This window comes from Mycobacterium sp. TH-M103, assembly GCF_057473785.1.
This window is the reverse complement of sequence record NZ_JBYCLG010000059.1, coordinates 1-10,596: the sequence shown is the minus strand read 5'-3', so window position 1 is coordinate 10,596 and position 10,596 is coordinate 1. Positions and strand designations below refer to the sequence as shown.

At 71.1% G+C, this 10,596-nt stretch carries 16 protein-coding genes, 1 other RNA gene and 2 pseudogenes; 9 read left to right on the top strand and 10 right to left on the bottom strand.

Features of this window, described 5'->3' with window-relative positions; translation table 11 throughout:
- The 3 genes from AC2VOR_RS03200 to AC2VOR_RS03190 all read right to left on the bottom strand — a co-directional run.
- Positions 1-411 (bottom strand): SURF1 family protein (locus tag AC2VOR_RS03200; RefSeq protein WP_486963189.1); only part of this gene is annotated, 411 nt, incomplete at its 3' end.
- Entirely contained in the window at positions 411-908 is a 498-nt protein-coding gene (locus AC2VOR_RS03195) for a low molecular weight protein-tyrosine-phosphatase (protein WP_369738226.1), read from the bottom strand. The genes AC2VOR_RS03200 and AC2VOR_RS03195, both read right to left, overlap by 1 nt.
- Entirely contained in the window at positions 901-1,548 is a 648-nt protein-coding gene (locus AC2VOR_RS03190) for an HAD-IA family hydrolase (RefSeq protein ID WP_369741540.1), read from the bottom strand. The genes AC2VOR_RS03195 and AC2VOR_RS03190 overlap by 8 nt, the downstream gene beginning before the upstream one ends.
- A gap of 72 nt (positions 1,549-1,620) precedes the next feature.
- Here AC2VOR_RS03190 and cobC point away from each other — a divergent pair, with 72 nt between their 5' ends.
- From cobC to AC2VOR_RS03170, 4 genes are read left to right on the top strand one after another with little or no spacing between them, the layout of a single operon-like run.
- Positions 1,621-2,667 carry an Rv2231c family histidinol phosphate aminotransferase CobC gene (gene cobC, locus AC2VOR_RS03185; protein ID WP_486963188.1) on the top strand — a complete coding sequence of 349 codons (1,047 nt, stop codon included), beginning with the start codon at positions 1,621-1,623 and terminating at the stop codon, positions 2,665-2,667.
- Positions 2,664-3,812: a Nif3-like dinuclear metal center hexameric protein gene (locus tag AC2VOR_RS03180; protein ID WP_486963187.1), complete on the top strand. Its 1,149-nt coding sequence runs from the start codon at positions 2,664-2,666 to the stop codon at positions 3,810-3,812. The genes cobC and AC2VOR_RS03180 overlap by 4 nt, the downstream gene beginning before the upstream one ends.
- Positions 3,809-4,546, top strand: a complete 738-nt coding sequence (locus tag AC2VOR_RS03175) for a zinc ribbon domain-containing protein (RefSeq protein ID WP_369738229.1) — start codon at positions 3,809-3,811, stop codon at positions 4,544-4,546. Before AC2VOR_RS03180 ends, AC2VOR_RS03175 begins: the two co-directional genes overlap by 4 nt.
- On the top strand, positions 4,543-5,655 hold the full coding sequence (locus AC2VOR_RS03170) for a bifunctional RNase H/acid phosphatase (protein ID WP_369738230.1): 1,113 nt from the start codon (positions 4,543-4,545) through the stop codon (positions 5,653-5,655). The genes AC2VOR_RS03175 and AC2VOR_RS03170 overlap by 4 nt, the downstream gene beginning before the upstream one ends.
- On the opposite strand, the gene AC2VOR_RS03165 is transcribed toward AC2VOR_RS03170, so the two are convergent.
- The 3 genes from AC2VOR_RS03165 to AC2VOR_RS03155 form a co-directional block, all read right to left on the bottom strand.
- Positions 5,656-5,886 (bottom strand): hypothetical protein, encoded by a 231-nt coding sequence (locus AC2VOR_RS03165; protein WP_369738231.1) that lies wholly within the window; start codon positions 5,884-5,886, stop codon positions 5,656-5,658. It abuts the gene before it with no gap.
- A 235-nt stretch (positions 5,887-6,121) separates the two neighbouring features.
- Positions 6,122-6,463, bottom strand: coding sequence for a hypothetical protein (locus AC2VOR_RS03160; RefSeq protein ID WP_369738232.1), 342 nt, complete (start codon positions 6,461-6,463; stop codon positions 6,122-6,124).
- A 245-nt stretch (positions 6,464-6,708) separates the two neighbouring features.
- Positions 6,709-7,116 carry a pyridoxamine 5'-phosphate oxidase family protein gene (locus AC2VOR_RS03155; RefSeq protein ID WP_369738233.1) on the bottom strand — a complete coding sequence of 136 codons (408 nt, stop codon included), beginning with the start codon at positions 7,114-7,116 and terminating at the stop codon, positions 6,709-6,711.
- 68 nt (positions 7,117-7,184) lie between these two features.
- Here AC2VOR_RS03155 and AC2VOR_RS03150 point away from each other — a divergent pair, with 68 nt between their 5' ends.
- The 3 genes and pseudogenes from AC2VOR_RS03150 to AC2VOR_RS03140 all read left to right on the top strand — a co-directional run.
- Complete coding sequence (locus AC2VOR_RS03150) at positions 7,185-7,394, top strand: antitoxin (RefSeq protein WP_369738234.1); 210 nt, start codon at positions 7,185-7,187, stop codon at positions 7,392-7,394.
- Positions 7,387-7,485, top strand: a pseudogene (locus tag AC2VOR_RS03145) (toxin); the annotation flags it as partial. The gene AC2VOR_RS03150 and the pseudogene AC2VOR_RS03145, both read left to right, overlap by 8 nt.
- Positions 7,486-7,734: 249 nt before the next feature.
- Positions 7,735-8,007: pseudogene (locus tag AC2VOR_RS03140) on the top strand (alcohol dehydrogenase catalytic domain-containing protein); the annotation flags it as partial.
- Here AC2VOR_RS03140 and AC2VOR_RS03135 read toward each other — a convergent pair.
- From AC2VOR_RS03135 to AC2VOR_RS03120, 4 genes are all read right to left on the bottom strand, one after another.
- Complete coding sequence (locus AC2VOR_RS03135) at positions 7,968-8,123, bottom strand: hypothetical protein (RefSeq protein ID WP_369741831.1); 156 nt, start codon at positions 8,121-8,123, stop codon at positions 7,968-7,970. The pseudogene AC2VOR_RS03140 and the gene AC2VOR_RS03135 sit on opposite strands and share 40 nt — an antisense overlap.
- 141 nt (positions 8,124-8,264) lie before the next feature.
- Complete coding sequence (locus tag AC2VOR_RS03130; protein WP_369741832.1) at positions 8,265-8,654, bottom strand: hypothetical protein; 390 nt, start codon at positions 8,652-8,654, stop codon at positions 8,265-8,267.
- A gap of 77 nt (positions 8,655-8,731) precedes the next feature.
- Positions 8,732-8,896 (bottom strand): ferredoxin, encoded by a 165-nt coding sequence (locus tag AC2VOR_RS03125; RefSeq protein WP_486963186.1) that lies wholly within the window; start codon positions 8,894-8,896, stop codon positions 8,732-8,734.
- Positions 8,897-8,948: 52 nt separating this feature from the next.
- Positions 8,949-9,518 (bottom strand): cytochrome P450 family protein, encoded by a 570-nt coding sequence (locus AC2VOR_RS03120; RefSeq protein ID WP_486963185.1) that lies wholly within the window; start codon positions 9,516-9,518, stop codon positions 8,949-8,951.
- An 86-nt stretch (positions 9,519-9,604) separates the two neighbouring features.
- Here AC2VOR_RS03120 and AC2VOR_RS03115 point away from each other — a divergent pair, with 86 nt between their 5' ends.
- A complete protein-coding gene (locus tag AC2VOR_RS03115; RefSeq protein WP_369738237.1) occupies positions 9,605-10,243 on the top strand; it encodes a class I SAM-dependent methyltransferase in 639 nt (212 codons plus the stop codon).
- A gap of 59 nt (positions 10,244-10,302) precedes the next feature.
- Positions 10,303-10,596, top strand: an RNA gene (gene rnpB, locus AC2VOR_RS03110) — RNase P RNA component class A; the annotation flags it as partial.

Below are 10,596 nucleotides of genomic sequence, written 5' to 3'. Positions count from 1 at the left end.
GGGCACGTGCGAGCCCTGCTCGGGTCGCACGTAGCCGCGGTCGACCAGGACGGTGGGCCCGTCGTCGACGGCGAACGGTGCGAGCACCTCGAACGCGGGATCGCCGTCGACGACGCGCAGCCGGGCCAGCACACGAACGTCGGCCAGGTAGTGCCCGGTCGCCGTAACCCTGCGCCACTGCGCGTCGGGTGCCGACGAATCCTGCTGCGGCAGCAGTGTTCTCAAAGGCACCGGGGCGGTGTTGAGGGACTGCTCGATCTGGTGGTTCTCCCGGGTCGTCCTGGTGTTCTTGCCCAGCTGCCACGGCGCGAGCACGGTGAAGCACAGGTAGGTGAAGGCGATGACCACCAAGGCCAGAGCTATCCAGCCCGGCCGCAGCAGGAACGCCAGGCCCCGCACCGGACGAGGCATCAGCCCGTTCCGTTCCGCTCGAGTCGGTCGTCGACCCAGTCGTGCAAGCCGGGCAGGGCGGCCGCGATGACGGTGTAAACCGCCTCGAAGTCCTCGTGTTCGCCGTAGTAGGGATCCTCGACGTCGGGCGTGTGGGCCCCCGAACGCGGGTCGAACGACCGCAGCATCCGCAGCCGCTGGGGGTCGACGCCCAGGTGTTGCAGCATCCGCAGGTGGTTGCGGCTCATGGCCACCACCAGGTCGGCCGCGAGGTGGTCGGCGCCGACCTGGGCGGCGCAATGGTCGGTGGGGATGCCGTGGTCGCGCAGGACGCGGGCCGCCCGTGCGTCGGCGCTGCTGCCGACGTGCCAGTCGCCGGTGCCCGCACTGCTCACCCGCACCGCGTCGCCCAGGCCGCGGCGCCGTAGTTGGTCGGCGAACATCTTCTCGGCCATCACCGAGCGGCAGATGTTGCCGGTACAGACGAACGTGACGTGCAGCGGCTCGCGATCAGACACCGAGCACCCTCCGCAAATCGGCGACCGTGGCGGCGTGCGTGGCGCCCTCGCCGAGCCCGTCGGGGAAATCGGCCTGCCCGTAGCCCCAGCCGACCACCACGGTGTCGATGCCGTGTTCGGCCGCCCCGACGACGTCGTGGCTGCGGTCACCCACCATGAGCACCCGCTCGGGCAGCGGCGCGAGCTGTGACAGCGCGTGGGCCAGCACGTCGGCCTTGGTGCTGCGCGAGCCGTCGGTGCCGGCTCCGGCGATCACCTCGAAGTACCCGTCGAGCCCGAAATGGGCGAGGACGCGCCGGGCCGTCGGCTCGGCCTTGGAGGTGGCCACGGCCATCCGGACGCCGGCGGCGCGCAGGTCGGCCAGCAGCGGCTCGATGCCGTCGAACAGCCTGTTCATCGCCCAGCCCCGCGCGGTGTAGTCGTTGTAATAGGCCGCGATCGCCTCCTCGGTGTCCTCGCCGAGGCCCAGCGTGCGCAGCGTGAGGTGCATCGGCGGGCCCACGAGCCGGGCGATCAGGTCACCGTCGGGCACCGTCGCGCCGACCCGTTCCAGGGCGTGGCGGAAGCTGGCCAGGATCCCCTCCGCGGAGTCGGTCAGCGTGCCGTCGAGGTCGAAGATCACCAGCTGCGCCGTCACCATGCTGCGTGTCACCAGACCATTGTCCCCGACGTTGCTGTGGCCGGCCCCCGACGGCCCACTAGTGTTTCACGGATGGCGAGTCTGCAGCCGAGCCCGCCTGCGGCGGCGCGCTACCACGGTGACCAGGCCGTTGCTCCCGGGATGCTCGATTTCGCCGTCAACGTCCGCGACCCGCGGCCGCCGGAGTGGCTGATGCGGCGGCTGGCCGAGCGGCTGGGTGACCTGGCGCGGTATCCCGGCGCCGACGACGTGCGCCTCGCGCAGGAGGCCGCGGCCCGCCGGCACGGCCGCGCCCCCGACGAGGTGCTGCCGCTGGCCGGCGCGGCGGAGGGCTTCGCGCTGTTGAGCAACCTGCGCCCGGCGCGGGCGGTGGTCGTCGCGCCCTCGTTCACCGAGCCGGCCGCGGCGTTGACCGCGGCCGGGGTGCCGGTGCACCACCTCGTGCTCGAGCCGCCGTTCGGCCTGGACGGCATGCGGCCACCGGAGGACGCCGACCTGGTCGTGGTGGGCAACCCGACCAACCCGACCTCGGTGCTGCACACCCGCGAGCAGCTGCTGGCCTGGCGCCGGCCCGGGCGGGTCCTGGTGGTCGACGAGGCGTTCGCCGACGCGGTGCCCGGCGAGCCGGAGTCGCTGGCCGGCGAATCGCTGCCCGACGTGCTGGTGCTGCGCAGCCTGACCAAGACGTGGGCGCTGGCCGGATTGCGGGTGGGCTACGCGCTCGGCGCGCCGGGGCTGTTGGCGCGGCTGACCGCGCAGCGGGCACACTGGCCGGTGGGAACTTTGCAGCTGACGGCCATCGCGGCCTGCTGCGACCCGGCGGCGGTTGCCGACGCCGCGGCCGCGGCGGTCCGGCTGCAGGCCTGCCGCGCCGACATGGCGGCGGGGCTGGCGGCGGCGGGTGCCGAGGTGTTCGCTGGCCGCGGGCCATTCGTGCTGTTTCGCCACCCGGACGCCCTTCGGGTGCGAGAGGCTCTGAGAGACAAGGGGATTGCCATCCGCCGCTGTGACACATTCGTCGGCTTGGACGACCGTTACCTCCGTGCGGCGGTGCGCCGCGAGTGGCCGCGGCTGGTTCGGGTCATCTCAGAGGCGACGACGAACGGGGACCCGAGGTGAGCGCGCGACTGGCCGACGTCATCGACGTGCTGGACGAGGCCTATCCGCCGCGGCTGGCCCAGTCGTGGGATTCGGTGGGGCTGGTCTGCGGCGACCCCGACGACGCACTGGAGTCGGTGACCGTCGCGGTGGACGCCACGCCCGCCGTCGTCGACGAAGTGTCCGCGGGCGGCCTGCTGCTGGCCCACCACCCGCTGCTGCTGCGCGGGGTCGACACAGTGGCGGCCAGCACGCCGAAAGGTGCGCTGGTGCACCGGCTGATCCGCACCGGGCGTTCGCTGTTCACCGCCCACACCAACGCCGACTCGGCCTCGCCGGGGGTGTCCGACGCGCTGGCCGACGCCCTGGGCCTGACCGTCGAATCGGTGCTCGAGCCGGTGGCCGACCGCGCCGATCTGGACAAGTGGGTCATCTACGTGCCGCGCGAGAACGCCGAGGCGGTGCAGGCGGCCGTGTTCGGGGCCGGCGCGGGTCGCATCGGCGACTATTCGCACTGCAGCTGGAGCGTCGGCGGCATCGGGCAGTTCCTGCCGCACGAGGGCGCCTCGCCCGCGATCGGCAGCGTCGGCGCGGTCGAGCGGGTCGCCGAGGACCGGGTCGAGGTCATCGCGCCCGCGCGACTGCGGGCCGGTGTGTGGGCGGCGATGCGTGCCGCCCACCCGTACGAGGAGCCGGCGTTCGACATCTTCGCCCTGCAGCCGTTGCCGGGCAACACCGGGCTGGGCCGGGTGTGCGCGCTACCGCAGCCGGAATCGCTGCGGCGCTTCGTTTCTCGCGTCGGTGACGCGCTGCCGCAGACCTCCTGGGGCGTGCGTGCCGCGGGTGACCCCGACCTGGCCGTGTCGCGGGTGGCCGTCTGCGGCGGTGCCGGGGACTCGTTGCTTGCCGCCGCGGCGGGCGCCGGCGTGCAGGCCTACGTCACGGCCGACCTGCGGCACCATCCGGCCGACGAGCACCGCCGGGCCTCGGGTGTGGCCCTGATCGACGTGGCGCACTGGGCCAGTGAGTTCCCCTGGTGCGAGCAGGCCGCGGGCCTGTTGCGCTCCCGGTTCGGGGCCGCGCTGCAGGTGCGGGTGTGCGGCATTCGCACCGACCCCTGGAACCTGGGGCATCTTGGCGACGAGGCCGGAAGGGATCAGCCATGAAAGCCGAAGTGGGACAGCAACTGTCGCTGCTCGAATTGTCGAAGCTGGACGCCGAGCTGTCCCGGCTCGCCCACCGGTCCACCCACCTGCCGCAGCAGCAGGAATGCGAGCGGATGCAGGCCGAACGGGACGCCGCACGGGACCGCGCCGCCGCGGTCACGATTGCGCTGCAGGACGTGGACGCGCAGGTGGCCCGGCTCGAAGCGGAGGTCGACTCGGTGCGGCAGCGGGAGAACCGGGACCGCTCGCTGCTGGCCTCGGGTGCCACGGACGCCAAGCAGCTGTCGGATCTGCAGCACGAGCTCGAGACCCTGGAACGCCGGCAGGCGAGCCTGGAGGATTCGCTGCTGGAGGTGATGGAGCGCCGCGAGGAGTTGCAGGCGCAGCTGGACGCCGAGACGACGACGGCGGATGCGTTGCAGGCCGAGCTGGCCGGCGCCGAGCAGGCCCTCGACGCCGTGCGCGCCGAGATCGACGCGGCCCGCCGGGTTAATGCGTCGCGCCGCGACGAGCTGACCGCGGCGCTGGACCCCGCCCTGTCCGCGCTCTACGAGCGGCAGCGCGCGGGGGGCGGGCCGGGTGCGGGGCCGCTGCTCGGACGGCGCTGCGGTGCATGCCGTCTCGAGATTGACCGCGGCGAGATGGCACGCATCTCGGCCGCCCCCGAGGACGAGCTGGTGCGCTGCCCGGAGTGCGGGGCGATCCTGCTGCGGGTCAAGGGAATCGAGCAGTGAAGGTCGTCATCGAGGCCGACGGCGGGTCGCGTGGCAACCCCGGGCCGGCCGGATACGGCGCGGTGGTGCTCAGCGAGGACCGTTCCGCCGTGCTGGCCGAGGCCAAACGGGCGATCGGCCGCGCGACCAACAACGTCGCCGAATACCGGGGCCTGATCGCAGGTTTGGCGGATGCCCTGGAACTGGGCGCCACCGAGGCCACCGTCTTCCTGGACTCCAAGCTGCTCGTGGAGCAGATGTCGGGCCGGTGGAAGGTCAAGCACCCGGACCTCAAGGAACTGCACGCCGAGGCCCGCGCGCTGGCGTCGAGGTTCGACCGCATCCGGTACACCTGGGTGCCGCGGAAGCGCAACGCGCACGCCGACCGATTGGCCAACGAGGCGATGGACGGTGCGTCCGACCCGCCGGCCGCCGAGCCCGCGAAAACCGCCGAGCCGGCGAAAACCGCCGAGCCGGCGGCCCGGGCCCCGAGCGCACCGCGATGGACCGGCGTGCGCGGCACGCCGACCAGGTTCCTGCTACTGCGGCACGGCCAGACTGAGCTGTCGGTGCAGCGCCGGTATTCGGGGCGCGGCAATCCGCGCCTGACCGAGGTGGGCCGGCGCCAGGCCGGGGCCGCCGCGCGATACCTGGCGCAACGCGGCGGGATCGCGGCGGTGTTCTCCTCGCCGCTGCAGCGGGCGTACGACACCGCCGCGACGGCGGCCAAGGCACTGGGCCTGGACGTGACCGTCGACGACGACCTCGTCGAAACCGACTTCGGGGCCTGGGAGGGGCTGACGTTTTCCGAAGCGGCGCAGCATGATTCGGAGCTGCACCGGCGCTGGCTGCAGGACACCGGCACCAGCCCGCCGGGCGGGGAGAGTTTCGAGGCCGTGCTGGACCGGGTGGCGCGGGCGCGCGGGCGGATCGTCGCCGCGCATGAAGGGGACACCGTGCTGGTGGTCTCGCACGTGACCCCGATAAAGATGCTGCTGCGGCTGGCACTGGACGCGGGGCCCGGGATCCTGTACCGGCTGCACCTCGACCTGGCGTCGCTGAGCATCGCCGAATTCTATTCCGACGGCGGGTCTTCGGTGCGTCTGGTGAACCAGACCGCCTACCTGTGATCAGGCGCGGCGCAGCACGTAGTCGGCGCGGTCGCCCAGCATGGCCGCCCAGCCCAGCCCGCCCCCGGCCAGGGTGATGTTGAGCCCCGGGCACCGCGCCGGGATGCCCGACCACAGCATGTCGGCGCAGGCGACCAGGCCGTTGACCGGGAACAGCGTGGTGATCGTTTCGAACGGCGTGTCCGGAGCGGGGATCGGCGGCCACTGCGCCGAGCCGGTGTGCAGGCACACGACGGTGTCGGTCTGCTCGATGGCGGCAAAGAACGGGTGGGGCGGCGTTGCGGCGCAGCTCCTCGGGTGCAGCTCCGGGTCGGCCAGCCAGGGCAGCTACAACGGGATGATCCGGTCCGGCTAGCTGGCGGCCCACACCTCCAGATGCCAGTCGTTCCAGCCCCGCAGCGCGGCCCGCCCCAGCCCGGGGTCGTCGCTCTTCCAGAAGACTGCCTGCGAACCCGGCGATCAGCGACTAGAAGTTCAGCGATGCCCAGATGCCGGCGAGGTCCATGTCGGCGATGCGGGCGTCGATATCCCAACAGCCGCAACGTATTTCGTCGAAGCTGGCGGCCTGCATGCTCCACTCCTCGTGCGGGCGACCGATCACCGCGTTGAGGCCGATGTTGGGCTGCTCCCGGCCCTCGTACCGCCACACCTGACGACCGTCGTCGGTCTCGACGACCTTCGGCGCGCGGTCGGCCAGCGCGGCGGGGAACCGGCCGGCGAACACGTCGGGCGGCTCGATGACGTGGTCGTCGACCGAGATCACCACGTGCTCTCGCCGCCGGGGATCGGGGTCTGGCAGCAGCGCCATATCTGTTGACGTCGTCGGTTTTCGGGCGGTGTCAATACTTCCCCGGGGCGGACCTTGCGGGCGGCCGGCAGGCGGATCACCGCTTCGTCGACCCCATCTGTCACACCAGCACCGTGGGCGGACCCATCACATCATCGTCAAAAGCGATATCGCATGCGATAGCGGATCCGAAAGTCACTCGTCGTGTCTGCGCGAGGAGACGCTTCGAACCCGGGGGCAACGGAGAGCCGTTACCACGGCGGCTGTTACGCGCCGAGCCGGCGCCCAGTGACGGTGTGCCGCACGATCTGAAGCCACATGTTGTGGATGCCTTCGGCCCAAGGTCTCGGAAAGTGGCCGTCCATCGTTCGCAGCAGGGCGGGAACCCGGTCCGGGTCGACCTCGGCCCCGGCGCCCCGCACCAGGACGCTCAATCCGGACTTCCCGTCGTCGTCGACGTGGTCGACCTCGAAGGCGAGCATCGGTTGCTGCATCGCGGCTCGTTTCGCGCCCCCCTCGATGCGGAAAACGATGCCGTGCCCGGCCAGGCCGTAGTTGATGGGCACCGCGAGCGGTCCGAGGTCGTCCTGATAGACGAGTCGCCCGAAGCTAGCGGCACCGAGCAGGCGGAAACATTCGTCGGAGGAGAGTTCTTCGAGCTCACGTTGCGTCATGATCGGATCCTCGCCAAGGCGCACCGGCGCCGCGACGGCCGAAGGTCCCATATCCAGGTGATGCACGGATGAGCACCCAGACTCGCGACCGCCTGGCCGCCCAAGCCCGCGAACCAGGGATCTCGATTTCCGCTCTGCCCACCGAGCTGGCCTCCCAGGCCGAGCGGCAGGCGATCTTCCGCGCCGAACGCGAGACCACCCGCGCCGAAGCGACCGCCGACGCCGTCCGCGAGGAGGCCCGCGACTGGGAGGGCACGGTAGGCAGAGACCTTGACTGAGCTGCGACGGGGAGACCTCTGGCTGGTCAGCCTCGGCGCCGCTCGCGCCGGTGAGCTCGGCAAACACATCGTTTCCGCTGACGAGCTACTCGAATCCGAGACGCCATGGCCCTCATTCTGGGCTACCGCGGGACGGCATGCCGCACGAACGTCCAGGGCCACCGGATAGGTCCCCACGGCCCCCGCTGTGGCCGGCCGTCGATGGTCAGCACCGCTTCCGTAGGTAGCGCTTTCGCGGCTGTGGTCGTCATGGCCCGTCTCCTTCCGATTAGTGGCCTTGACCCGGTGCGGTCCTGCCACCATCGTAGGTCGGTATGACGTGGATCACAGCGGTGGCTGCATGAGGGCGGTTGCGCTGCGGCAGGCCGGGCAGCCCACGTCCGTCGAAGAGTTGGCGCTGCGGCCCATCGGCGCGCACGAGGTGCGGGTTCGACTGCACGCCATCGGCCTGTGCCATAGCGACGTGTCGCTGCGAGACGGGGCCATCCCGACGCTGGTGCCGTCGACCCTCGGCCACGAGGGCGCGGGGGTCGTCACCGAGGTGGGCTCCGAGGTCAGCACCGTCGGCGCCGGTCAGCACGTCGTTTTGACCTGGAACGTGCCGTGCCGGTCCTGCCCGCACTGCCTGCGCGGCGAAGCCGAGCTGTTCTCCTCGGCCAGCGACGCCACCCCCATCCCCGGCCACACCGGGCCGCCGGCGGCTCTCGGCGTGCGGGCCGCCGTAGGCATGGTCGTAGCCGTGCACGCAAGTTGGCCACCAGGCGGTTCGTGGCCGCGTCCTCGTAGAAAGCCTGCCAGTCCTGCATCCGGCCGATGCGGTCGTAGCCCGAACGGGCCCGGTTCGGGCTCAGCGCCGCGGGCGTCTACTCATCACGCGGTTGTCGAAGTACGCGACGTTCGGGCCGTGGTGACCCCGCAGCCCAGCAGCGCGGCCAGGTCCAGTGGCAACGACTCGTCGATCGGCACGACGGCCGCAGCCGGCAGCAGCGTGCCCTCGATGACGGGCAGACCATATTCGACCTGCTCGACGCGGACTATGCACGGGACGTGCTTGCCGACCTGCGAAGGATCCTCGCTCCCGACGGTCTGATCTGCATCGCCAGCCTGACATCCAGGGACCGGCCACTCGAACGGGCCGTTTCGCGGGCGTGGACGGGGTTGTGGCGAGTGGCGCCGCAGTTGGTGGGCGGGTGCCGTCCCATCGCGGTGAGCGCACTGCTGGATCACCACTGGCAGGTTCGGCACCACTCGCGCGTCCATCGGTTCGGACTCGTCACCGAGGTCTTGACGGCAGCTCCCGGCCGGCAGTGACCTCTCGGCCATGCCGGCCGGGCCGGTCAGCCGGTCAACGTGATCGCGCCTTCGGGGCAGTTGCGCGCGGCGTCGGCGGCCTGCGCCTCGAGGTCGCCCGAGACCTCCTCGGCCAGCACCGCGCAGTGGCCCACTTCATCGGCGTCGAACACCGCGGGCGGGGGATGGCCCTCCACGTCGGCCGCGATCATCGCGGACAGCACGTCGTCGCGCGGGTGGGCGACGTGGTCGTCGATGGCGCGCTCAAAGTACTCCTAGACGTGCTCGGCCGCGGACGCCGCGGCGGACCCCGTGCTGCTCGTAGTTGCGGGCGCCGTCCGGGCGGATGATGCCGTCCTTCCACTCGAGAACTTGTCCAGTCCTCCAGCGGAGCCCGAGCAGCTGCAAAAACACCGTGTACGGAAGCGGCACGGCGAACTCGGCATGAAAGTCGCATTCGTCCCGATCGGCGAAGGCGTCGATCATCTCGTTCACCAGCTCGCTGACGCGCGGTTCGCGCCGCGCCATCTCCCACGACACGAACAGGGGATCGAGGACGCGGCGGTACTTGGCATGCTCGGGCGGGTCGATCTGCGACGGGATCAGCGGCCGCACATTGCCGAGGCTGACCGCATCCATGTTCGACGAGAAGAGTTCGGTGCGCTCGAGCGCCGTCTCGATGTCGGCGCGGCGGGTGAGGAAGACCGCTTCCGGCAACCGGAAAACCGGGGCGGATTCGCGCAGCGCCTTGTACATCTGCTGCGGCTCCGCCAGGCCCTTCGTCGTCTGCTCGACAAATCTTTCGGTATCTGTTGTGCGGTCAGCCTGGCACACACGGCCCCGTGGGCAATGCCATCCGGGGCCATCGCGGGGCCGCGTTTCGGCTTGGCAATCTGGCCGGGTGTCGGCATGCTCGCTGTATGACCCACTCACACGACGACGACGGATCCGACGACGCACGCCAGTTCTGGGAGGAGCGCTACAGCTCCTCTGAACGGACGTGGAGTGGGCGCGTCAACGCCCAACTCGCCGCGACGGCCGCCGACCTGACACCGGGCCGGGCCCTGGACCTCGGCAGCGGCGAGGGCGCCGACGCGCTGTGGCTCGCCGAGCGCGGCTGGCAGGTGGTGGCCGTCGACGTCTCCGACACCGCGCTGCAACGGGCGGCCGAGGCGGCATCTCAGCGAAACCTGCTGGACCGCATCGAATTTCAGTGCCTCGATCTCAACGAGAGCTTCCCGGAGGGGACTTTCGACCTGGTGTCGGTGCAATATCTGCACTCACCCGCGCGACTGGAGCGCGAGGCGGTGCTGCGGCGGGCGGCCGACCACGTCGCGCCCGGCGGGGTGCTCCTGATCGTCGACCACGGCGAAGCCCCGCCCTGGGCCAAACAGCACCTGCACCGGTTTCCCGGGATCGAGGAGGTGCTGGCGTCGTTGCAGCTGGATGAGACCTGGACGCGGTTGCGGGCCGAGCAGGTCGAGCGGGAAACGCTCGGGCCGGACGAACAACCGGCGACCCTGGTCGACAACGTCATGGTGCTGCGCAAAGCCGCATAGGCCGGGGCGGCGGTTGCTGGCCCCGGCCTTGCGCAGCGGGTACCGTTGATCGTCGCGGACGAGTTGGCCGGGCGGCCGCGGAGCGCCGCAAGGCGGTTCGAGGAAAGTCCGGACTTCACAGAGCAGGGTGATTGCTAACGGCAATCCGAGGTGACTCGCGGGAAAGTGCCACAGAAAACAAACCGCCACCCTCGCGGTGGTAAGGGTGAAACGGTGCGGTAAGAGCGCACCAGCATCCCGGGTGACCGGGGTGGCTCGGCAAACCCCACCCGAAGCAAGGTCAAGAAGGCCGCACCGCAAGGTGCGGCCGCGCAGGCGTTCGAGGGTTGCTCGCCCGAGCCTGCGGGTAGACC

Coding starts and splice junctions, on each gene's coding strand:
- AC2VOR_RS03135 (WP_369741831.1), bottom strand. CDS start 8,123: ATGCCTACGGCGGCCCGCACGCCGAGAGCCGCCGGCGGCCCGGTGTGG.
- AC2VOR_RS03150 (WP_369738234.1), top strand. CDS start 7,185: ATGAGCACCCAGACTCGCGACCGCCTGGCCGCCCAAGCCCGCGAACCA.
- AC2VOR_RS03160 (WP_369738232.1), bottom strand. CDS start 6,463: ATGGCGCTGCTGCCAGACCCCGATCCCCGGCGGCGAGAGCACGTGGTG.
- cobC (WP_486963188.1), top strand. CDS start 1,621: ATGGCGAGTCTGCAGCCGAGCCCGCCTGCGGCGGCGCGCTACCACGGT.
- AC2VOR_RS03155 (WP_369738233.1), bottom strand. CDS start 7,116: ATGACGCAACGTGAGCTCGAAGAACTCTCCTCCGACGAATGTTTCCGC.
- AC2VOR_RS03130 (WP_369741832.1), bottom strand. CDS start 8,654: ATGGACGCGCGAGTGGTGCCGAACCTGCCAGTGGTGATCCAGCAGTGC.
- AC2VOR_RS03115 (WP_369738237.1), top strand. CDS start 9,605: ATGACCCACTCACACGACGACGACGGATCCGACGACGCACGCCAGTTC.
- AC2VOR_RS03190 (WP_369741540.1), bottom strand. CDS start 1,548: ATGGTGACGGCGCAGCTGGTGATCTTCGACCTCGACGGCACGCTGACC.
- AC2VOR_RS03125 (WP_486963186.1), bottom strand. CDS start 8,896: ATGATCGCGGCCGACGTGGAGGGCCATCCCCCGCCCGCGGTGTTCGAC.
- AC2VOR_RS03175 (WP_369738229.1), top strand. CDS start 3,809: ATGAAAGCCGAAGTGGGACAGCAACTGTCGCTGCTCGAATTGTCGAAG.